The organism is Salinispora oceanensis, assembly GCF_000383575.1.
In the GTDB taxonomy this organism is placed as follows: Bacteria; Actinomycetota; Actinomycetes; order Mycobacteriales; family Micromonosporaceae; genus Micromonospora; species Micromonospora oceanensis.
In genome coordinates this window covers 729,294-750,429 of sequence record NZ_KB911579.1, presented here as the reverse complement: position 1 = coordinate 750,429, position 21,136 = coordinate 729,294, and the positions used below count along the sequence as shown (strand labels likewise).

Here is a 21,136-nt window from a genome sequence, read left to right as displayed (position 1 = left end):
AGGGGTTTGATGATGCGGCTGGGGTTGGCGTTGGACACCCTGTTGGGTCCTGAAGGAATGACCGTGTGGTTGTTTCTTGGGCCGTTGTTCCTGTGATGTCGCCGGTTGGTGGTGTTGCGGGGGTGGCGGTGTTGCCTGGCGTGGCTTGTCTCGTATACCGGGTGCTGGTTCTGCCCTTGTGGGGTGGGGTTGGTGTTGCTGGTGCGGGGTGGTGGTTGCGGGTTGGTTGTTTGTTGAGAATTACACAGTGGACGCGAGCATCTTTGTGGTCAAGTTGTCAAGGGCGAACGGTGGATGCCTTGGCACCAGGAGCCGATGAAGGACGTGGGAGGCCGCGAAAGGCCTGGGGGAGTTGTCAACCGAGCTGTGATCCCAGGATGTCCGAATGGGGAAACCTGGCATCAGTCATGTGATGTCACCTGCACCTGAACTCATAGGGTGTGTGGAGGGAACGCGGGGAAGTGAAACATCTCAGTACCCGTAGGAAGAGAAAACAATATGTGATTCCGTGAGTAGTGGCGAGCGAAAGCGGATTGGGGCTAAACCGGCGGCGTGTGATACCTGTCAGGGGTTGCGTGGTCGGGGTTGTGGGATCCTGCGACACGGGCTGACACTCGTGTGGGGAGTGATAAAGCTGGTGGTTAGTTGAACAGTCTGGAATGGCTGACCGTAGACGGTGAAAGTCCGGTAGGTGAAAACTGCCAGTCTCCTGTGGGTGTTCCCGAGTAGCGGCGGACTCCTGTAATCTGCCGTGAATCTGCCAGGACCATCTGGTAAGCCTAAATACTTCCTGGTGACCGATAGCGGATAGTACCGTGAGGGAATGGTGAAAAGTACCCCGGGAGGGGAGTGAAATAGTACCTGAAACCGTTCGCCTACAATCCGTCGGAGCCTTTAGGGGTGACGGCGTGCCTTTTGAAGAATGAGCCTGCGAGTTAGTGGCATGTGGCGAGGTTAACCCGGGTGGGGGAGCCGTAGCGAAAGCGAGTCTGAATAGGGCGTTAGAGTCGCGTGTCCTAGACCCGAAGCGGAGTGATCTAGCCATGGGCAGGCTGAAGCGTGGGTAAGACTGCGTGGAGGGCCGAACCCACCAACGTTGAAAAGTTGGGGGATGACCTGTGGTTAGGGGTGAAAGGCCAATCAAACTCCGTGATAGCTGGTTCTCCCCGAAATGCATTTAGGTGCAGCGTCGTGTGTTTCTTGCCGGAGGTAGAGCACTGGATGGTCTAGGGGGCCTACAAGCTTACCGAAATCAGCCAAACTCCGAATGCCGGTAAGTGAGAGCGCGGCAGTGAGACTGCGGGGGATAAGCTTCGTAGTCGAGAGGGAAACAGCCCAGATCACCAGCTAAGGCCCCTAAGCGTGTGCTAAGTGGAAAAGGATGTGGGGTCGCATAGACAACCAGGAGGTTGGCTTAGAAGCAGCCATCCTTGAAAGAGTGCGTAATAGCTCACTGGTCAAGTGGTTCCGCGCCGACAATGTAGCGGGGCTCAAGCACACCGCCGAAGCTGTGGCATTCACGCGTGTACTTCGCATGGCCTTTGGGTTGTGTGTAGGTGTGTGGATGGGTAGGGGAGCGTCGTGCCGGGGGTGAAGCAGCCGAGTGATCGAGTTGTGGACACGGTGCGAGTGAGAATGCAGGCATGAGTAGCGAAAGAAGGGTGAGAAACCCTTCCGCCGGATGACCAAGGGTTCCAGGGCCAGGTTAATCCGCCCTGGGTGAGTCGGGGCCTAAGGCGAGGCCGAGAGGCGTAGTCGATGGATAACGGGTTGATATTCCCGTACCCGCGAAGGAGCGTCCCTGATGAACCTCGTTGTGCTAACCATCCGAGCTTGGTGTGGTCTTCGGACTGTGCTGGGGGAGCGTGGGAACCTGGCGGGTAGTAGTCAAGCGATGGGGTGACGCAGGAAGGTAGCTGAGCCCGGCCGGTGGTTGTGCCGGGGTAAGCGTGTAGGCTGTGTCGTAGGTAAATCCGCGGCGCGTGTGGCTGAGACGTGATGCCGAGCCGATTCAGGTGAAGTCAGTGATCCTATGCTGTCGAGAAAAGCCTCTAGCGAGTTCCGAGCGGCCCGTACCCTAAACCGACACAGGTGGTCAGGTAGAGAATACCAAGGCGATCGGGTGAACTGTGGTTAAGGAACTCGGCAAATTGCCCCCGTAACTTTGGGAGAAGGGGGGCCGGAGACGTGAAGGCACGTGCTGCTGGAGCGTTGTATGGCCGCAGAGAGCAGGGGGAAGCGACTGTTTACTAAAAACACAGGTCCATGCGAAGAAGTAATTCGATGTATATGGACTGACGCCTGCCCGGTGCTGGAACGTTAAGGGGACCTGTTAGTCTTTCGGGGCGAAGCGGAGAACTTAAGCGCCAGTAAACGGCGGTGGTAACTATAACCATCCTAAGGTAGCGAAATTCCTTGTCGGGTAAGTTCCGACCTGCACGAATGGCGTAACGACTTCCCCACTGTCTCAACCACAGGCCCGGCGAAATTGCATTACGAGTAAAGATGCTCGTTACGCGCGGCAGGACGGAAAGACCCCGGGACCTTTACTATAGCTTGACATTGGTATCTGAATTAGCTTGTGTAGGATAGGTGGGAGCCGGTGAAGTGTGCACGCCAGTGCATGTGGAGGCAATCTTGAAATACCACTCTGGTTGGTTTGGGTATCTAACTTCGGACCGTTATCCGGTTCAGGGACAGTGTCTGGTGGGTAGTTTAACTGGGGCGGTTGCCTCCTAAAGGGTAACGGAGGCGCCCAAAGGTTCCCTCAGCCTGGTTGGCAATCAGGTGTTGAGTGTAAGTGCACAAGGGAGCTTGACTGTGAGACTGACGGGTCGAGCAGGGACGAAAGTCGGGACTAGTGATCCGGCACTGGCGAATGGAAGCGGTGTCGCTCAACGGATAAAAGGTACCCCGGGGATAACAGGCTGATCTTCCCCAAGAGTCCATATCGACGGGATGGTTTGGCACCTCGATGTCGGCTCGTCGCATCCTGGGGCTGTAGCAGGTCCCAAGGGTTGGGCTGTTCGCCCATTAAAGCGGTACGCGAGCTGGGTTTAGAACGTCGTGAGACAGTTCGGTCCCTATCCGCCGTGCGCGTAGGATACTTGAGAAGGGCTGTCCCTAGTACGAGAGGACCGGGACGGACGAACCTCTGGTGTGCCAGTTGTCCCGCCAGGGGCACGGCTGGTTAGCTACGTTCGGAAGGGATAACCGCTGAAAGCATCTAAGCGGGAAGCCTGCTTCAAGATGAGGTATCCCATCCACCTTTGGTGGGGTAAGGCCCCCAGCTAGACGACTGGGTTGATAGGCCGGAAATGTAAGCTCGGTAACGGGTTCAGTTGACCGGTACTAATAGGCCGAGGACTTGATTACTAAGTTGCTGCGCGTCCACTGTGTAACTCTTGGCAAACAAACATTGCCTGTGGTGTTGGGTGTGTTTGATATGTCGATAAGTGTTACGGCGGTCATGGCGGAGGGGAAACGCCCGGTTACATTCCGAACCCGGAAGCTAAGCCCTCCAGCGCCGATGGTACTGCACTCGGGAGGGTGTGGGAGAGTAGGACACCGCCGGGCAAAACTTCAGTTGAGGGCCGACCCTACCCGGGTCGGCCCTCAACGCATTTCCAGCCAACAAAGCATTCCCCCACAACAACAGCCACGACAGCTGGCCAATCTCAAGGCCGCCGCAGCCAACGACCTCCGTACCTGGGTTGGCGCGCCGCCTCCGATCAGCGGGTCTGCATTTCGTTGCGCATCTTCCGGAACAGGTCCCCGGCTTCCACCGCCGGATGATCCGGAAACAGGCCCATCACCACGCTTCCATGATCTGCCCAGCCACACACGGCGAACTCCCCACCCACGCCGCTGGTAGTGCCACACTTCAGGACGCCACCAAGAGGGCCCGGGGAGAGGCTCCGCAGCCCACTCACCTGACCAGTCTCGTCGGCCATCAGCCCGAAGAGGCTGTCCAGGTCGCGTTCGGGTTGCCAGAGCAGCGTGGTGCCGCCGAAGACGAGCACCGGGCGGCGTTCGCCGGCCGGATCCCGGTAGACGGTTCCGAAGCTCTGGTCCAACTCGATGTTGGCCGCGAACCCGTTCCGGAGATAGTCGGCGGTGCTGCGGGCCGGCTCGCTGTCGTCCCGGCTCAACCCGGCCAGCTGCGCGGGGCTGGTTACCGTGGCGTCCCGCTGCTGGAGGATGGGCCAGGCCAGGGCGCCGAACGCCCCGGCGCCAGCGAGGCCCACGGCGCTTGCGAGCAGCCACGCCACCCGGCGGCGACGAGCTTGGACACCCGCTTGTTTGGGCCTCAGCGCCGGATCCTCGCCATTGAGGCGGATCGGCTCTTCGGTTAGGTTGACTGGCTCGGGGGCCCCGTCGACGGCGCGCTCACTGAGGTGCCCGTTGGACATAACCGACACCGTACGCGAAGCCCTGGTGGCGCACGTAAGGTCCGCGGAAGCTCTCCGTAGACTTCCAGGGGTGACCGAGAGACTGGATGCCCGACGCCCCGACGCCCCGACCCTTGCCGGCCAGTACCTGCCGGGCGAGGTGGAGCAGCGACGGTACGAGCAGTGGGTAGCCGGCGGACACTTCCGCGCGTCGGCGGAGAGCGACAAGCCCCCGTACACCATCGTCATTCCGCCACCGAACGTCACCGGCTCGCTGCACATGGGGCACGCGCTGGACCACACGATGCAGGACGCGCTGGTCCGGCGTAAGCGCATGCAGGGCTACGAGACGCTCTGGCTGCCCGGCATGGACCATGCCGGTATCGCCACCCAGAACGTCGTGGAGCGGCAGCTGGGCGAGCAGGGCCTGTCCCGGCATGACCTCGGCCGAGAGGCGTTCGTGGAGCGGGTCTGGCAGTGGAAGGCCGAGTCCGGGGGTGCGATCCTCGGGCAGATGCGCCGCCTCGGCGACTCCGTGGACTGGGAGCGGGAGCGCTTCACCATGGACGAGGGCCTGTCGCGGGCCGTCCAAACGATGTTCAAGGCGCTGTACGACGACGGGTTGATCTACCGGGCCGAGCGGATCATCAACTGGTGTCCGCGCTGCCTCACCGCGCTGTCGGACATTGAGGTGGAGCACACGGACGACGACGGTGAGCTGGTGTCGATCCGATACAGCGACGAGGTCGTGGTGGCGACCACCCGAGCGGAGACGATGCTCGGTGACACCGCCATCGCGGTGCACCCCGAGGACGAGCGCTACCAACACCTGATCGGCACCGAGGTCGAGCTGCCGCTGACCGGCCGGCGCATTCCGATCGTCGGGGACGAGCACGTTGACCCGACCTTCGGCACCGGCATGGTGAAGGTGACCCCGGCCCACGACCCGAACGACTTTGAGATCGGCCAGCGACACGACCTGCCGTCTCACACGATCATGGACGAGCGGGGGGTCATCACGGCGCCCGGGCCGTTCGCGGGCCTGGACCGGTACGAGGCGCGCCCCGCTATCGTCGCCGCCCTGCGTGAACAGGGCCGGATTGTGGCCGAGAAGCGCCCGTACACGCATGCGGTCGGTCACTGCTCGCGCTGCCGCACCACGGTGGAGCCCCGCCTGTCGTTGCAGTGGTTCATCAACACCTCGCCGTTGGCCAAGGCGGCTGGTGACGCGGTGCGGGACGGACGGGTGAAGATTGAGCCGGCGGAGCTGGCCAAGCGTTATTTCGCCTGGGTCGACAACATGCACGACTGGTGCATCTCCCGCCAGCTGTGGTGGGGGCACCGCATCCCGGTCTGGTACGGCCCGGCCGGTGAGGTCGTCTGCGTCGGCCCGGATGAGACGCCGCCGGCCGGCGACGGTTGGCGCCAGGACGAGGATGTCCTGGACACCTGGTTCTCCAGCGGCCTGTGGCCCTTCTCCACCCTCGGCTGGCCGGAGCAGACTCCGGAGCTGGCCAAGTTCTACCCGACGAGCGTCCTGGTCACCGGCTACGACATCCTCTTCTTCTGGGTCGCCCGGATGATGATGTTCGGCCTGTACGCGATGGACGGCCGGCAGCCCTTCGATGTGGTGGCGCTGCACGGCATGGTCCGCGACGAGCACGGCAAGAAGATGTCGAAGTCGTTCGGCAACGTGGTCGATCCGCTGGACTGGATTGATCGGTTCGGCGCCGACGCCACCCGGTTCACCTTGGCCCGTGGTGCGAACCCTGGTGGGGACGTCGCCGTCAGCGAAGAGTGGTGCCAGGGCTCCCGCAACTTCTGCAACAAGCTCTGGAACGCGACCCGGTTCGCCTTGTTGAATGGCGCGCACACCCAGGGGGCGCTACCGCCGGCGACGGAGCTGTCAACAGTCGACCGGTGGATTCTGTCCCGGCTCGCGCGCGTCACCGCGGAGGCGACCGAGCAGTTCGAGGCGTACGAGTTCGCAAAGGTCTGTGACCTGCTCTACCACTTCGCGTGGGATGAGGTCTGCGACTGGTACGTGGAGTTGACCAAACCGCTCCTGGCCGCCGGTGGGCCGGCTGCGGACGCCACCCGGCGCGTCCTCGGGCAGGTGCTGGACCACCTGCTGCGGCTACTGCACCCGGTGATCCCGTTCATTACCGACGAGTTGTGGATCGCCTTGACCGGCGGTGAGACGGTTATGACGGCAGCTTGGCCGGCCGCCGACCGGGCGTTGGTTGACCCGGCCGCGGAGTCGGAGGTCGGCACGCTCCAGCGGGTGGTCACCGAGATCCGGCGGTTCCGCTCCGACCAGGGGCTGCGTCCGACCCAGCGGGTCGTGGCCCGGCTCGACGGGTTGGCCGGCGCCGGCATCGCCGGGCACGAACCGCTGATCCGGTCGCTGGTGCGCCTCGACGCGGCGGGCTCGGACTTCCAGGCCAGTGCCACTCTCACCCTGCCCGGTGAGGTGGGCGTCGCGTTGGACACCCGTGGGTCGATCGACGTGGCGGCCGAGCGGGCGCGGTTGACCAAGGACCGGGCGGCGGCGGCGAAGGAGGCCGGACAGGCCCGGACGAAGCTCGACAACCCGGCGTTCGTGGGGAAGGCGCCCGAGCCGGTGGTGCAGAAGATCCGGGACCGGCTCGCCGCCGCCGAGGCCGACCTGGTGCGAATCGATACAGCTTTGGAGGCCCTCTCCTCGTGACCGAGCAGACTGACTTCGCTGCCGTCGAGGCGGAACTCGCCACTCGGGGGTTCACCCGGATGGTCTTCGAGCTGGACCGCATCGAGATGTTGCTGGACCTGCTCGGGAGCCCACAGCGGGCGTACCCGTCGATCCACCTCACCGGCACCAACGGAAAGACCTCGACAGCCCGGATGATCGACTCGCTGCTGCGGGCGTTCGGGCTGCGTACCGGGCGGTACACCAGCCCACACCTGGAGACCGTTCGCGAGCGGATCAGCCTGGACGGTGAGCCGGTTGACGAACAGCGGTTCGTCAACACCTACCGCGAGGTGGCGCCGCTGGCCCGACTCGTTGACCAGCGCTCCGCGGAGCCCCTGACCTACTTCGACCTGACCACGGCGCTGGCGTTCGCCACCTTCGCCGACGCACCGGTGGATGTCGCCGTCGTCGAGGTGGGCCTCGGTGGGGCGGAGGACTCGACCAACGTCCTTCAGGCCGGCGTCACGGTGTTAACCCCGATCGGGCTCGACCACACCGAATGGCTCGGCGACACGATCGCCGACATCGCGCTGCACAAGGCGGGCATCATTCACAAGGGCGCGACGGTGATCTCGGCCGGGCAGGAGGAGGAGGCGGCGCGTCCGGTGCTCGAGCGCTGCGCCGAGGTCGGCGCGACGATCGCCCGAGAGGGCGCCGAGTTTGGCGTGCTGCGTCGGGCCGTCGCGGTTGGTGGCCAGGTACTCACCCTGCAGGGGCTCGGCGGGCAGTACGAGGAGCTCTTCGTCCCGTTGCACGGTGCCCACCAGGCGCAGAACGCCGCCGTGGCGCTCGCGGCCGTGGAGGCCTTCCTCGGCGCGGGGGCCCGCCGCCAACTGGACGTCGAGACGGTCCGGGAGGGGTTCGCCGCGGTGAGCTCGCCGGGGCGGTTGGAGCGGGTCCGTACCGCGCCGACCGTACTGCTCGACGGCGCGCACAACCCGCAGGGCATGGCGGCCACGGTCACCGCGCTGCAGGAGGAGTTCGCGTTCAGCAAACTGGTAGCCGTCCTCGGCGTCCTCGGTGACAAGGACGCGTTCGGTCTGCTCGAACTGCTGGAACCGGTGGTTGACCAGTTGGTGGTCACCCGCAACAGTTCGCCGCGGGCGATGCCGACCCGGGAGTTGGCGACGCTCGCCGTCGATGTCTTCGGCCCAGATCGAGTGGTGGTGGCGGAGCAGATGCCGGACGCCATTGAGGCGGCGGTGGCGCTGGCCGAGCAGGATGTCCCGGGTGAGCTGGCCGGGATCGGCGTACTCGTCACCGGTTCGGTGGTGACCGTGGCCGACGCCCGCCGGCTGCTGAAGCGATGACCGCCGCCGGGCGTCCAACCGGCTCGGGGCCGGCGGCCGGGCTGCCGAAGGGCTCAGGACCGGCGACCGGGCTGTCCCCGGGGTCGGAGCCGGCGGCCGGGCTGTCGAAGGGCTCGGGGGTGCCGCCGCGCCGCTCCGGGTTGCGTAATCCGCAGCGGGCGGTGGCCGGTCTCGGTGCCGGGCTCCTGAGCCTGGAGGCCCTGGTCCTGGTGCTGGCCATCCAGCCGATGCGGGTGGTCGACGGCGGGCTGAGTGCTGCCGCGATCGCGGCTGTGGTGGCGCTGGCGGTGGTGGCGGTGCTGCTGGCCGGAGTGATCCGTCGTGCCTGGGCCTGGTCGGCGGGGATCGTTCTGCAGGGCGCGTTGCTGCTCGCCGGTGCGTTGCACTGGTCGCTGCTGGTGCTCGGGGTCATCTTCGCGTTGGTGTGGGCGTACGCCCTGCACGTGCGGCGGGTGATCCTCGGCTGACCGACCCCCTCAGGCTTCGGCGCGTTCCCGCCACTGGGTGAGGGCGATGCCGTGCCCGTCCGGGTCGCGGAAGGCGGCCGCCCACACCTCCAGCTTCGACCCGCGGTTGACAACCCGGGGCGGATAGGTGAAGCGGACGCCGGATTCGCGCAGCCGCGCGTACGCGTCTTCGATGTCGTCAACCTCAAGGTTGACATGCACGAGCCGACGGCTGATCGGGACGGCCTCGGTGGCCTCCCGGAGCACCAGGCGGGTCGCCCCGGAGGCGAGCACCGCGTTACCGGAGCCCCGGTCAACTTCGGTGAAGCCAAGCTCCCGGTAGAAGGTGAGCGACCGGGCCAGGTCGGTGACGAGCAAGGTGAATCCCACCCCGGCGATCGGTGGGTCGCCGGCGGGCTCCCCGAAGATCGCCTCGTCCAGGTCCGGGATCACCGGTTCCTCGGCGTATGGCGGCAGCGGGTCGTCCAAGGGCAGGTCGACCGGGTCCGCCGGGGCGGGTACCCGGAACGCGTCGGCAGCCCCTCCGGCCTCTTCGGCGGTCGGTCGAGCTGGCGTGGCGGCGGAGGTGGCCTCGAATGCTGCCGCCTGGAACGGTGCTGCCTCGGCCGCCGGGTCGAATCGTTCTTCGGCGGGGGGCCGGGGGCTCGGCGCGGCGCGGCGCGGTAGGTCGCCCGGGGCGGGCGGGTTGACCAGTTCCCCGTCGAGAACCGTTGGGCCGCCGGGGACCTGGTGTACGACGACCGTGCTGGGCTCGGTCGGTGGCGGGACCGGGTCGCCGTACGGGTCCCGGAACTCGTCGTCGGCAGCCCGGCCGGCCCACGGCGGTGCCTCCTGCTGGATCAGGAGCTCCTCTACCGGTAGGTCCGGGTCGGAGTGGTGCGGGGGCAGGTCCGCCCCGCTGACCCGCGCGGCTTCGGTGTGGGTCAGCACCTCGTCCCAGAGAACGCGAACGTGCCGCTGGTCGTCGAGCGCCACCCGGATCGGTAGGGTCTGGCCCGGCGCCGGCCACTTGGCGACGGGCACCCGCGGTTCGATGATCTTTTTAGATCGTGGTGGTAGCCCGGGTGCGTCGATGAAGAGCTGTAACTCGCACCGGCCGAACGCGTACTGGGTTGGCGGCTCGGAGACGGTGTGCACGGTCCCTTCACCGATGACCCAGGTGCGCCCACCGGCCCGAACCGTGGCGAGAGCGAGGGCCAGCACCAGGATGGCTCCGCCGAGCGCCACGATCGACCAACTCGGCATACCCAGACCGAACAAGACCACGAACGTAGCGACCGTGCCCAGCGCCGCGCCGACCAGTTTGCGGACCGGCGCGATCGGGCGGCTACCGCCATTCGCCACTGTGGACCTCCTGGGGGGTAGGGGTCAGGCTAGGCCGGCTCGGCCGCCAGGGGAAGGACCGACCGCCGCGCCGGCGCCGAGACCGGGCCGATACGCTGACCGTACCCAGCCCAGTCGCCTTCGGTGTACAGGAGGAACAGCGTGTCCAGCAGTAGTCCGGAGGAGCGTACGCTCGTATTGATCAAGCCCGACGCGGTTCGCCGTGGGCTGGTCGGCGAGATTATCTCCCGATTCGAGGGTAAGGGCCTGCGGCTGGACGCGATGGTGCAGCGGACACTGGACGAGGACTTCGCCGATCAGCACTACGCCGAGCACGTCGACAAGCCCTTCTACCCGCCGCTGAAGGCCTTCATGACCAGTGGCCCGCTGGTCGCGCTCGTGCTCTCGGGCGACCAGGTCATCGAGGTGGTGCGTGGCATGATCGGCGCCACCGACGGTCGGCGGGCCGCGGCCGGCACCATCCGGGGCGACCTGTCGCTGTCGAACCGGGAGAACCTGGTGCACGCCTCCGACTCCGTCGACAGCGCGAAGCGCGAGATTGGGCTCTGGTTCCCGGAGCTGGCCTGAGGACCGCGGCCCACGCGTTACCGCCCGCGGTGCGGGGTGCTGCCGGGCCCGCGTCGCGGTCGGTCATCGGTTGTTCCCGGGTTGGTCACCCAGGCCGCGGGGAAAGGTCATGTCGGTTCGATAGACCGGCGGGGTAAGTCCCCGATCCGGGAGGAACCATGACCGAGTTCGATCGACGTACGCTTCTGCGGACCGGCCTTGCCGTGGGTGCGGGAGCCGCTGGCGGAGCGCTCCTGGGGGGTGTCGGCGGCATCGCCGGGCCCGTAACCGCGGGTTGGCGCCCAGCCGGTCGTCCTGTTCTGACGCACGGGGTGCAGAGCGGCGACGTCTCCGCCGAGTCAGCGGTGGTGTGGACCCGGGCTGATCGACCCAGCCGGATGCTGGTGGAGGTCAGCCGCCGGCCGGACCTGCGGGACGCCCGGCGGCTGCGCGGGCCGGTCCTGGATCCGGCCGGGGACTTCACCGGGAAGGTACGACTGCGCGGGCTGCCCGCCGGTGAGCGCTGGCACTACCGGGTCCGGGCAGAGAGCCTGGACCGGCCAGGGTTGTGCAGTGAGCCGCTGACCGGCTCGCTGCGGACCGCCCCCGGTCCACGCCCGCGGCGCGACATCCGGTTTGTCTGGACCGCAGATATCGCTGGGCAGGGCTGGGGCATCGCCCCTGACTTCGGCGGAATGTCCATCTTCGCCGCCATGCGCGCCGCCGAACCCGACTTCTTCCTCTGTAGCGGTGACACGGTGTACGCCGACAACCCGTTGACCGAGACGGTGTCGCTGCCGGACGGGCGGGTCTGGCGCAACCTCGTCACCCCGGAGAAGAGCAAGGTGGCCGAGACCCTGGCGGAGTTCCGGGGGCAGTACGCGTACAACCTGCTCGACGAGCACCTGCGGGCGTTCGCGGCCGAGGTGCCCCAGGTCAACCAGTGGGACGACCACGAGGTGACGAACAACTGGTACCCGGGCGAGGTACTGGCCGATGACCGCTACACGGAAAAGCGGGTTGACGTGCTCGCCGCCCGCGCCCGGCAGGCGTTCGACGAGTGGCTGCCCACCCCGATCCGGGGCCCCCGCTACCGGCGGCTGGCGTACGGGCCGTTGTTGGACGTCTTCGTGCTGGACATGCGTACGCACAAGGACCCGAACGACGGGAACACCTACCCGGACCCGGACCGGGGGCTGCTCGGCCGGGAGCAGCGGGAGTGGCTGATTCGCGAATTGAGCCGTTCCCGGGCGACGTGGAAGGTGATCGCGGCCGACCTGCCGCTCGGGTTGGTGGTGCCGGACGGTTCGGCCCAGGAGGGCGTGGCGCAGGGCGACCCGGGGGCACCGGCGGGCCGGGAGCTGGAGTTCGCCGAGGTGCTCCGGGCGGCCCATCGCGCCGGGGTGACCGGTATCTTCTTCCTCACCGCCGATGTCCACTACACCGCCGCCCACCACTATGACCCCGCCCGGGCGGCGATCGGCGACTTCACGCCGTTCTGGGAGTTCGTCTCCGGCCCGGCGCACGCCGGCGCCTTCGGCCCCAACCAGCTGGATGGCACGTTCGGCCCGCAGGCGGTTTTCGTCAATGCGCCGCCCAGCGCGAACACCAGCCCCGCGGTGGGCTTCCAGCACTTCGGCGAGGTGCGTATCGACGCCGACAGCGGCGCCTGCACGGTCCACCTGCGGGACCGCGCCGGCAACTCGCTCTGGAGCATCACGCTTCCCGCTCCGCGATGACCACGCCGGCCGATCATGGAGCTGGTCGGAGCTTCATGATCGGCTGGTTCGGCGGTGGGGAAGTGGGCGGCGATCTCTGCCTGGGGTCGGGTAGGGTTGGCGACCACACGGCGACGACCCGGCTATCACCGGTGAGCCTCCGGAAGAAAGGGCCTCCGCGCCCGAGTAGAACCGGACGGGCCCGGCCCGTCACAGCCGGCCAACGAGCGGGCGGTCGATCCTGGCCGCCAAGCGGGGTGGTACCGCGGGCCCGGCCCCGGCACGCCGACGGCGTCCGGAGCGGGTTCGTCCTCGCAGACCCACGAAGAGTGAGCTGCGAAGGAGCGCGACGCCCCGATGGCCTATCCGTTGCATGACCCGACCGCGACCGGAGTCCCCGCGAGCCCGGACCTGCCCGCGATCGAGCGCCGGGTCCTGGAGCACTGGACGGCCGACAAGACCTTCGAGGCCTCCGTGGAGGCCCGGCCGGCCTCCCGCCGATCGGTGGACGGCGTCGTCGCCGACGGAGCCCCCGCCGACAACGAGTACGTCTTCTACGACGGTCCGCCGTTCGCCAACGGTCTGCCGCACTATGGCCACCTCTTCACCGGCTACGTCAAGGACGTGGTGCCGCGCTACCAGACCATGCGTGGCCGGCGGGTGGAGCGTCGGTTCGGCTGGGACTGTCACGGACTGCCCGCCGAGGTGGTCGCCGAGAAGCAGCTCGGGATCACCAGCAAGGCGGAGATCCTCGACCTGGGAGTGGACCGGTTCAACGAGGCCTGCCGGAGTTCGGTGCTGGAGTTCACCCAGGACTGGGAGCGCTACGTCACCCGTCAGGCCCGTTGGGTGGACTTCTCCAGTGACTACAAGACGCTGGACCTGGACTACATGGAGAGCGTCCTGTGGGCCTTCAAGAGCCTGCACGACAAGGGCCTGGTCTACGAGGGTTTCCGGGTGCTCGCCTACTGCTGGCGGTGTGAGACGCCGCTGTCGAACACCGAGACCCGGATGGATGACGTCTACCGGGATCGGCACGACCCGACGCTCAGCGTGTGGTTGACGCTCACCCCGGACTCCAGCGCGCCGGAGCTGCTGCGTGGCGCCGTCGCGCTGGGGGTCTGGACCACCACGCCGTGGACGTTGCCGTCCAACCTGGCGCTCGCCGTCGGCCCGGACATCGAGTACGCGGTGTTGGAGCGGGACGGGCAGCGCTACGTCCTGGGCGCCGCCCGCGTTGCCGCGTACGCCAAGGAGCTGGAGGGGTACCAGCAGGTCGGCACCGTGTACGGCCGGGACCTGGTCGGGCGCCGGTACACCCCGCTGTACGACTTCCTGGTCGAGCCGGCGGGTGAGCACGCGTACCAGGTGCTCGGCGCGGACTTCGTGACCACCGAGGACGGCACCGGGATCGTGCACCTGGCGCCGGCGTTCGGCGAGGACGACCAGAACACCTGTAATGCCGCTGGCATCCCGACCGTCGTCACGGTGGACGAGCGGACCCGGTTCACCGCGCTGGTCCCGCCGTACCAGGGGGAGCAGGTCTTCGACGTCAACAAGCCGGTGATCCGAGAGCTGAAGGAACGGGGCGTGGTGCTCCGGCAGGACACCTACACCCACGCGTACCCACACTGTTGGCGCTGCGACACCCCGCTGGTCTACAAGGCGGTGTCGTCCTGGTTCGTCGCGGTGACCCGGTTCAAGGATCGGATGGTCGAGCTCAACCAGCAGATCAACTGGACTCCGGGGCACATCAAGGAGGGCTCGTTCGGCAAGTGGCTGGCCAACGCCCGGGACTGGTCGATCAGCCGGAACCGGTTCTGGGGCTCGCCGATCCCGGTGTGGAGATCCGACAACCCGGCCTATCCGCGGGTGGATGTCTACGGCTCCCTCGCCGAACTGGAGCGGGACTTCGGCGTACGCCTAACCGACCTGCACCGGCCGGCGGTGGACGAGCTGGTCCGCCCCAACCCGGACGACCCGACCGGGAAGTCCATGATGCGCCGGGTCCCGGAGGTGCTGGACTGCTGGTTCGAGTCCGGTGCGATGCCGTTCGCCCAGGTGCACTACCCGTTCGAGAACGCCGACTGGTTTGAGTCCCACTACCCGGGTGACTTCATTGTCGAGTACATCGGGCAGACCCGCGGCTGGTTCTACACGATGCACGTGCTCGCCACGGCGCTGTTCGACCGGCCCGCCTTCCGTAACTGTCTGAGTCACGGCATCCTGCTCGGGTCGGATGGGCGCAAGATGTCCAAGAGCCTGCGCAACTACCCGGATGTTTATCACATCTTTGACACGTACGGCTCGGACGCGATGCGCTGGATGCTGATGTCCTCCCCGGTGCTGCGCGGTGGTGACATGGCGGTGCACGAGGCCGGCATCCGGGATGCGGTCCGGCAGGTGTTGCTGCCGCTCTGGAACGTCTGGTATTTCTTCTCGCTCTACGCCAACGCCGACGGGCGTCAGGCCCGGCGGAGCACCACCTCGGCGCACCTGCTGGACCGGTACGTGCTGGCGAAGTCGAACGAGCTGGTGTCGACGGTGCAGGCGCAGCTGGACGGGTACGACATCTCCGGTGCCTGCGCCACCGTTCGGTCCTACCTGGATGCGTTGACCAACTGGTACGTACGCCGTTCGCGGGACCGGTTCTGGTCCGGCGACGAGGACGCTTTCGGCACCTTGTGGACGGTGTTGGAGACGCTCTGCCGGGTGGTCGCGCCGCTGGCACCGCTGACGGCCGAGGAGATCTGGCGGGGCCTGACCGGTGAGCGTTCGGTGCACCTGACCGACTGGCCGGCGGCGGAGGAGTTCCCCGCCGACCATGACCTGGTCGCCGCGATGGACGCCGTGCGGGGGGTCGCCTCAGCGGCGTTGTCGTTGCGTAAGGCGCGGGGACTGCGGGTGCGGCTGCCGCTGTCGGTGTTGACCGTCGCCACGCCGGCCGCCGCCGCGCTGCGGCCCTTCGCCGACCTGGTCGCCGACGAGGTCAACGTGAAGCGGGTCGAGTTCACCGACGAGCTGGGCAGCTACTGCGAGCAGGTGTTGACAGTGGTGCCCCGGGTGCTTGGCCCGCGGGTCGGTAAGGCGGTCCAGCAGGTGATCAGGGCGGTCAAGGCCGGCGAGTGGGAGCTGGTCAACGGCGCGCCGGTCGCCGCCGGAGTCACTCTCGCCGAGGGCGAGTACGAGCTGCGGCTGGTCGCCGCCGACGCTGAGCAGTCGGCGCCGCTGCCCGGCGGTGAGGGCGTGGTTGTCCTGGACACGGAGGTCACTCCGGAGCTGGCCGCGGAGGGGCTGGCCCGGGATGTGATCCGGGTGGTGCAGCAGGCCCGCCGGGACGCCGACCTGGACGTCTCGGAGCGGATCGTGGTCGCGCTCGCCGCTTCCGAGCAGGTGTGGGCGGCGGTCTCCGCGTACCGCGAGATGGTGGCCCGGGAGGTGCTGGCCGATTCGGTGGAGCTCAGCCCGGGACTGGCGGGGTTCACCGGTGAGGTGGGCGACGGTGAGCAGGTTGCGGTGACCGTCCGTCGGGTTTAGAAGAGGCGCGGAAGGGCCCGGCCGACGCCGGCGACGGTGCGAGCGTGTCCTTCCTCACCCCACCCCCTCAAGTTGATCTTAAATTCAGTCACTCGGTCAGCGGACCCGCTGCACCTCGCGCGGGGTGCCTGGTGGGGGTCCGCTACCGTGACACCGCCCCTGTACCCGTACTCGAACTGCCGGAGGACCAGTGCCGCTGCTCTACACCATCGGCAAGCTCACCTTGGCGCCCGCGCTTCGGTTGGGCTTCCGTCCGACCGTGGAAGGGCTGGAGTACGTGCCGGAGACCGGCGGCGCAATCTTCGCCGGCAACCACCTCTCGGTCGCCGACGAGCTCTTCCTCGGCACGACCGTCCCCCGGCACCTGGCCTTCTGGGCCAAGTCCGAGTACTTCAAGGGCACCGGTCTGAAAGGGCGATTCTCCAAGTTCGTGCTCACCGGTCTCGGCGCCATCCCGGTTGAGCGCGGCGGCGGGCGCGCGGCGCTGTCGGCGTTCGATGCGGCGATCCCCGCGCTCCGCGCCGGCGACCTCGTCGTCGTCTACCCGGAGGGGACGCGCTCCCCGGACGGGCGGCTCTACCGTGGACGCACCGGCGCGGTCCGGCTGGCGGTGGCGGCGGGTGTGCCGATCATCCCGGTCGGCATGATCGGCACCGACAAGGTGCAGCCGATCGGTGCGCGGATGCCTCGCCCCTTCACCGGGCGGATCACCGTTCGGTTCGGCAAACCGTTGGACTTCACCGGGCGGTCGGACGACCGTACCTCGCTGCGGGTCATGACCGATGAGGTGATGGGCGAGATCCAGAAGCTCACCGGTCAGGAGTATGTCCCGCGGTACGCGCCGGCACGTGGACGTCCGCCGGCGGACGGGGAGTTAGGCGCGCTCTGAACTGACGCTCGGTAGCGGACGTGCCGGCTGGTAGGCCCAGCCCGGGCAGCCGAGTCGTGGGAACGGACGCCGGAGGGGTCAGTCCGACTGGTCGACGATCTGCTTCCGCAGGGCGCCGAGCAGGGTGGCGCTGTCCGCCACCGAGAGTCGGGTGAAGACGGCGGTGGCGATGCTGCTGTGGTCGACGGAGGTGCAGACCACCACGTCGGCGCCGTCGTCCTGACCAAGAGCGCATCGTCCGTGCCGGCCGCGGACCCCGGTTCCGACGACCTGCGACGCACCGAGGGCGTACTGGCCGGTGAGCCGCTCCATCTCGTCTTCTGCCGCCGACTTCGGCGTGAGCCAGATTCCGGTGCCACCGAAGACGGTCACCTGTTTGCCCGCACGGGTCTGGTATATGCCGGCGAAGGTATCGGTGGCCGTCCAGTGCGCCTCGTCGACCCGCTGCGCCAACTCCGTCGCCGTCTGCCTGCTGCTGTGGTCGTCGCGTAGCCGCAGGTCTCTGAACTCGGTCGGAAGGGCAGCGTGCGCTGGGAACTGGCTGAGTATCGGTGCCGCCCAGTAGACCGGGCCGCCGCAGCAGCACGCGATGACGAACAGCAGCACCCAGGGCCACTTCCGGCGGCTGCGTCTCGGTGCCGCGCCGGTTGCCTTCGACGTCGGCCGAGCGGGCGCTGCTGGGCGGGCGGAGTCGTCGGGCGACGGGACCGGACAGCTGTTGGGAGGTGCGGCGGGAACGCCGGTGGGGGCCGGTGCGGCCGGCGGGACGGCCGGGTGTCCGGTTGGCGGTGACGCCGGCTCCGTCGGGCCGGCGGAGGGCGGCTGCGGCTGCCGCGGGGTCGACGACGGGAACGGGGCCGGGGTGGACGGGCCCGACCGGTCCGGTGGGATCGGCGGCAGGGGCGGCAGCTCGATGGAGAGCAAGTCCCAGCCGGTGGTGTCGGTGCCGGCCCACGGGTCGACGGGGGTCCGGTCCTCCGGTGCCTCCGGGCGCCCCGCCGGCGCAGCGGGCTCGACCGACTCGTTCCGGGGTTGCCGGCGCGGCAGCGGCGCGGCAGCGGGCCCGCTCCTGGTGGGAGCCGGTGGTTGGGCGGTCTCGTCTGCCCGGAACCGCTGAGTACCGGTCGGGCCGCCCGGTTCGCCGTTGGTCGGCTCCGGCATCGTGTCAATCTCCTCTCGCCGACCCGAGGCTAGTACCGGCATACTCGCGTCCGTGAGCCACTGCCGGTCGGCTCGTCGTCGGGCGCGTACTCTTGGGCATCATGAGTGCCCCGTCCATCACGCCGCGCAGCGCCGTGGCCAACTCCGTGTGGCCCCGGCTCGAGCCGTTGCTGCCTCAGGTCGCCAAGCCCATCCAGTACGTCGGCGGTGAGTTGGGGGCGGTGGTCAAGGACTGGGACACCGCGGCCGTGCGCTGGGCCCTGATGTACCCCGACGCGTACGAGGTCGGCCTGCCCAACCAGGGCGTGCAGATCCTGTACGAGGTGCTCAACGAGCAGCCCGACGTGCTTGCCGAGCGGACGTACGCCGTCTGGCCGGACCTGGAACGGCTGATGCGCGCCCACCAGGTGCCGCAGTTCACCATTGACGCGCACCGTCCGGTGCGGGACTTTGATGTCTTCGGCGTCTCCTTCGCCACCGAGCTGGGCTACACGAACCTGCTCACCGCGATCGACCTGGCGGGAATCCCGCTCCTGGCCGCCGACCGTGGCGACGCCGATCCGGTGGTTGTCGCCGGTGGGCACGCCGCGTTCAACCCGGAGCCGATCGCCGCCTTCGTTGACGCCGCGGTGCTCGGTGATGGCGAGGAGGCGGTCCTGGAGATCACCACGATCGTTCGGGAGTGGAAGGCCGAGGGCTCCCCCGGTGGCCGGGACGAGTTGCTGCTGCGGCTCGCCCGCACCGAGAGCGTCTACGTGCCGCGCTTCTACGACGTGGACTACCTGCCCGACGGCCGAATTCAGCGGGTCGTGCCGAACCGCCCGGACGTGCCGTTTCGGGTGCACAAGCGCACGACGATGGACCTGGACGCGTGGCCGTACCCGAAGAAGCCGCTCGTGCCACTGGCGGAGACGGTCCACGAGCGGTACGCGGTGGAGATCTTCCGGGGCTGCACCCGGGGCTGCCGGTTCTGCCAGGCCGGCATGATCACCCGTCCGGTGCGGGAGCGTTCGATCACCACGGTGGGGCAGATGGTGCGGGAGGGGCTGGAGTTCTCCGGCTTCCATGAGGTGGGCTTGCTTTCGCTCTCCTCGGCTGACCACTCGGAGATCGGCGACATGTGCTCCGGCCTGGCCCAGCAGTACGAGGGCACCAACGTGTCGCTCTCGCTGCCGTCCACCCGGGTGGACGCGTTCAACATCGATCTGGCGCAGGAGTTGGCCCGCAACGGCCGGCGGACCGGACTGACCTTCGCCCCGGAGGGCGGGTCGGAGCGGATTCGCAAGGTGATCAACAAGATGGTGTCGAAGGAAGACCTCATCCGGACTGTGGTCACCGCCTACACCAACGGCTGGCGGCAGGTGAAGCTCTACTTCATGTGCGGCCTGCCGACCGAGACCGACGAGGACGTCCTCGAGATCGCGGAGATGGCGCACGAGGTGATCCGGGCCGGCCGGGCGGCGACCGGCAGCCGGGACATCCGCTGCACGGTCTCCATCGGTGGGTTCGTGCCGAAGCCCCACACCCCGTTCCAGTGGGCCGCGATGGCTCCGCCGGACGTCATCGACAATCGGCTGCGGCTACTCAAGCAGGCCGTCAACGCGGATCGCTCGCTGGGCCGGGCGATCGGCTTCCGCTACCACGACGGCGAGCCGTCGCTGATCGAGGGCCTGCTCTCCCGCGGTGACCGCCGGGTCAGCGCGGTGATCCGGCGGGTCTGGGAGAACGGCGGCCGGTTCGACGGTTGGAGCGAGCACTTCTCGTACCAGCGTTGGGTGGAGGCCGCCGCGGAGGTGCTGCCCGACTTCGGCGTCGACCTTGACTGGTACACCACCCGGGAGCGCGACGAGTTGGAGGTCCTACCCTGGGACCACCTGGACTCGGGCCTGGACAAAGACTGGCTCTGGCAGGACTGGCAGGACGCTCTGGGCGAGTACGAGCAGGATGACTGCCGGTGGACGCCGTGCTTCGACTGCGGTGTCTGCCCGGCTATGGACACCGAGATCCAGATCGGCCCGACGGGTAGGAAGCTACTCCCGTTGACCCCGGTCAACGGACTGCGGGTCCCTAGCGGCGCCCAGCAGTAGTAGGTCCCGGGGACCGGCGACCGTCGTCGGCCTGAAACCGAGGAGCGCAACGATCAGTAGGAAACGACAGCCGGAGGGCGGGCAGGCGCCGGTCGTCCAGCGGATCCGCCTCCGGTACGCCAAGCGGGGGCCACTGCGGTTCACCTCGCACCGAGACTTCGCGCGTGCCTTCGAGCGGGCGCTGCGTCGGGCCGGCGTGCCGATGGCGTACTCCCAGGGCTTCACCCCGCACCCGAAGATCTCCTACGCCAGCGCCGCGCCCACCGGTGTGGCGAGCGAGGCCGAGTACCTGGAGATTGGGTTGCGTGAGTCAGTCGACCCGGCAGCGTTGCGGGCTGCGCTGGACGCGGCCCTCTCGCCCGGACTTGATGTGCTGGATGCGGTGGTGGCGACCGGCGGCAGCCTCGTCGACCGGATTGAGGCGGCGCACTGGCGGATCGAGTTGCCGGGGGCGGACCCGGAGGTGGTGGGTGCGGCGGTGACCGCCTTCACCGCTGCGGACGAGGTCTTCGTCGAGCGGATGACCAAGCAGGGCCGGCGGACCTTTGACGCTCGCGCAGCTGTTATCGATATCAATGTGATCATGCCGGATGAGGCACCTTCCGAGGCCGTGGCAGTACCGTGTGCGATACTCGAGCTGGTCGTGCGGCAGGTCACTCCCGCCGTTCGACCCGATGACGTCCTTTCCGGCCTCCGCGTGGTGGCCGACCTGGAGCCGCCGGTGTCGCCGCGCGTGACCCGGCTGGCTCAGGGCACGCTGACCGCGCAGGGTGCGATCGCGGATCCGTTGGACGCGGGCCGCGACGGGGCAGTTATCGGTGGGCGCTGACCGACGGTCGGTGCCTGGCTAGGCAGACTTCGCCGGTCGCGCCGATCGCGACTTGCGGAAACACCTTTTGCGGCGACCCTGCGTGGCAGCGCTCACCCGCGCCCGGGGTAGCCAGAACTGGAGAAC

General features: G+C 67.8%; 12 protein-coding genes and 2 rRNA genes. 11 read left to right on the top strand and 3 right to left on the bottom strand.

Annotation, left to right across the window (positions count from 1 at the left end):
- Positions 1–267: 267 nt before the first annotated feature.
- Positions 268–3,375: ribosomal RNA gene (locus SALPAC4_RS0103190) — 23S ribosomal RNA — on the top strand.
- Between the two features lie 84 nt (positions 3,376–3,459).
- Positions 3,460–3,576, top strand: a 5S ribosomal RNA gene (gene rrf / locus SALPAC4_RS0103185).
- A 155-nt stretch (positions 3,577–3,731) separates the two neighbouring features.
- On the opposite strand, the gene SALPAC4_RS0103180 is transcribed toward rrf, so the two are convergent.
- Positions 3,732–4,412, bottom strand: coding sequence for a hypothetical protein (locus tag SALPAC4_RS0103180; RefSeq protein WP_019869143.1), 681 nt, complete (start codon positions 4,410–4,412; stop codon positions 3,732–3,734).
- 70 nt (positions 4,413–4,482) lie between these two features.
- Here SALPAC4_RS0103180 and SALPAC4_RS0103175 point away from each other — a divergent pair, with 70 nt between their 5' ends.
- Genes SALPAC4_RS0103175 through SALPAC4_RS0103165 form a run of 3 tightly spaced genes read left to right on the top strand, consistent with a single transcriptional unit; the run spans position 4,483 to position 8,899 of the window.
- Complete coding sequence (locus SALPAC4_RS0103175; protein WP_019869142.1) at positions 4,483–7,101, top strand: valine--tRNA ligase; 2,619 nt, start codon at positions 4,483–4,485, stop codon at positions 7,099–7,101.
- Positions 7,098–8,432 carry a bifunctional folylpolyglutamate synthase/dihydrofolate synthase gene (locus tag SALPAC4_RS0103170; protein ID WP_018733478.1) on the top strand — a complete coding sequence of 445 codons (1,335 nt, stop codon included), beginning with the start codon at positions 7,098–7,100 and terminating at the stop codon, positions 8,430–8,432. The genes SALPAC4_RS0103175 and SALPAC4_RS0103170 overlap by 4 nt, the downstream gene beginning before the upstream one ends.
- Positions 8,429–8,899, top strand: a complete 471-nt coding sequence (locus SALPAC4_RS0103165; RefSeq protein ID WP_019869141.1) for a DUF4233 domain-containing protein — start codon at positions 8,429–8,431, stop codon at positions 8,897–8,899. Before SALPAC4_RS0103170 ends, SALPAC4_RS0103165 begins: the two co-directional genes overlap by 4 nt.
- 9 nt (positions 8,900–8,908) lie before the next feature.
- Here the strand turns inward: SALPAC4_RS0103165 and SALPAC4_RS0103160 are convergent, their stop codons facing one another.
- Positions 8,909–10,243, bottom strand: a complete 1,335-nt coding sequence (locus SALPAC4_RS0103160; RefSeq protein WP_019869140.1) for a VOC family protein — start codon at positions 10,241–10,243, stop codon at positions 8,909–8,911.
- Positions 10,244–10,384: 141 nt separating this feature from the next.
- Between SALPAC4_RS0103160 and ndk the strand changes: the two genes are divergently transcribed.
- The 4 genes from ndk (at position 10,385) to SALPAC4_RS0103140 (ending at position 16,933) form a co-directional block, all read left to right on the top strand.
- The gene (gene ndk, locus SALPAC4_RS0103155) at positions 10,385–10,810 is read left to right on the top strand and encodes a nucleoside-diphosphate kinase (RefSeq protein ID WP_027644865.1); all 426 of its coding nucleotides are present in this window, start codon (positions 10,385–10,387) and stop codon (positions 10,808–10,810) included.
- 158 nt (positions 10,811–10,968) lie between these two features.
- A complete protein-coding gene (locus tag SALPAC4_RS0103150) occupies positions 10,969–12,528 on the top strand; it encodes an alkaline phosphatase D family protein (RefSeq protein ID WP_019869138.1) in 1,560 nt (519 codons plus the stop codon).
- A gap of 336 nt (positions 12,529–12,864) precedes the next feature.
- Complete coding sequence (ileS, locus tag SALPAC4_RS0103145; RefSeq protein ID WP_019869137.1) at positions 12,865–16,044, top strand: isoleucine--tRNA ligase; 3,180 nt, start codon at positions 12,865–12,867, stop codon at positions 16,042–16,044.
- A gap of 190 nt (positions 16,045–16,234) precedes the next feature.
- Positions 16,235–16,933 carry a lysophospholipid acyltransferase family protein gene (locus tag SALPAC4_RS0103140; protein WP_019869136.1) on the top strand — a complete coding sequence of 233 codons (699 nt, stop codon included), beginning with the start codon at positions 16,235–16,237 and terminating at the stop codon, positions 16,931–16,933.
- A 78-nt stretch (positions 16,934–17,011) separates the two neighbouring features.
- On the opposite strand, the gene SALPAC4_RS0103135 is transcribed toward SALPAC4_RS0103140, so the two are convergent.
- Positions 17,012–18,094, bottom strand: a complete 1,083-nt coding sequence (locus tag SALPAC4_RS0103135) for a hypothetical protein (protein WP_027644864.1) — start codon at positions 18,092–18,094, stop codon at positions 17,012–17,014.
- A 101-nt stretch (positions 18,095–18,195) separates the two neighbouring features.
- Here SALPAC4_RS0103135 and SALPAC4_RS0103130 point away from each other — a divergent pair, with 101 nt between their 5' ends.
- Together SALPAC4_RS0103130 and SALPAC4_RS0103125 are read left to right on the top strand one after the other, a co-directional pair.
- On the top strand, positions 18,196–20,181 hold the full coding sequence (locus tag SALPAC4_RS0103130) for a TIGR03960 family B12-binding radical SAM protein (RefSeq protein ID WP_019869135.1): 1,986 nt from the start codon (positions 18,196–18,198) through the stop codon (positions 20,179–20,181).
- Between the two features lie 103 nt (positions 20,182–20,284).
- A complete protein-coding gene (locus SALPAC4_RS0103125; RefSeq protein ID WP_080640836.1) occupies positions 20,285–21,010 on the top strand; it encodes a TIGR03936 family radical SAM-associated protein in 726 nt (241 codons plus the stop codon).
- The last annotated feature ends 126 nt before the right edge of the window (positions 21,011–21,136 follow it).

Bases quoted from the DNA above. Each gene is read 5' to 3' on its own strand.
- SALPAC4_RS0103180 (WP_019869143.1), bottom strand. From the start codon at position 4,412: ATGTCCAACGGGCACCTCAGTGAGCGCGCCGTCGACGGGGCCCCCGAG.
- SALPAC4_RS0103165 (WP_019869141.1), top strand. From the start codon at position 8,429: ATGACCGCCGCCGGGCGTCCAACCGGCTCGGGGCCGGCGGCCGGGCTG.
- SALPAC4_RS0103150 (WP_019869138.1), top strand. From the start codon at position 10,969: ATGACCGAGTTCGATCGACGTACGCTTCTGCGGACCGGCCTTGCCGTG.
- ileS (WP_019869137.1), top strand. From the start codon at position 12,865: ATGGCCTATCCGTTGCATGACCCGACCGCGACCGGAGTCCCCGCGAGC.
- SALPAC4_RS0103135 (WP_027644864.1), bottom strand. From the start codon at position 18,094: ATGCCGGAGCCGACCAACGGCGAACCGGGCGGCCCGACCGGTACTCAG.
- SALPAC4_RS0103130 (WP_019869135.1), top strand. From the start codon at position 18,196: ATGAGTGCCCCGTCCATCACGCCGCGCAGCGCCGTGGCCAACTCCGTG.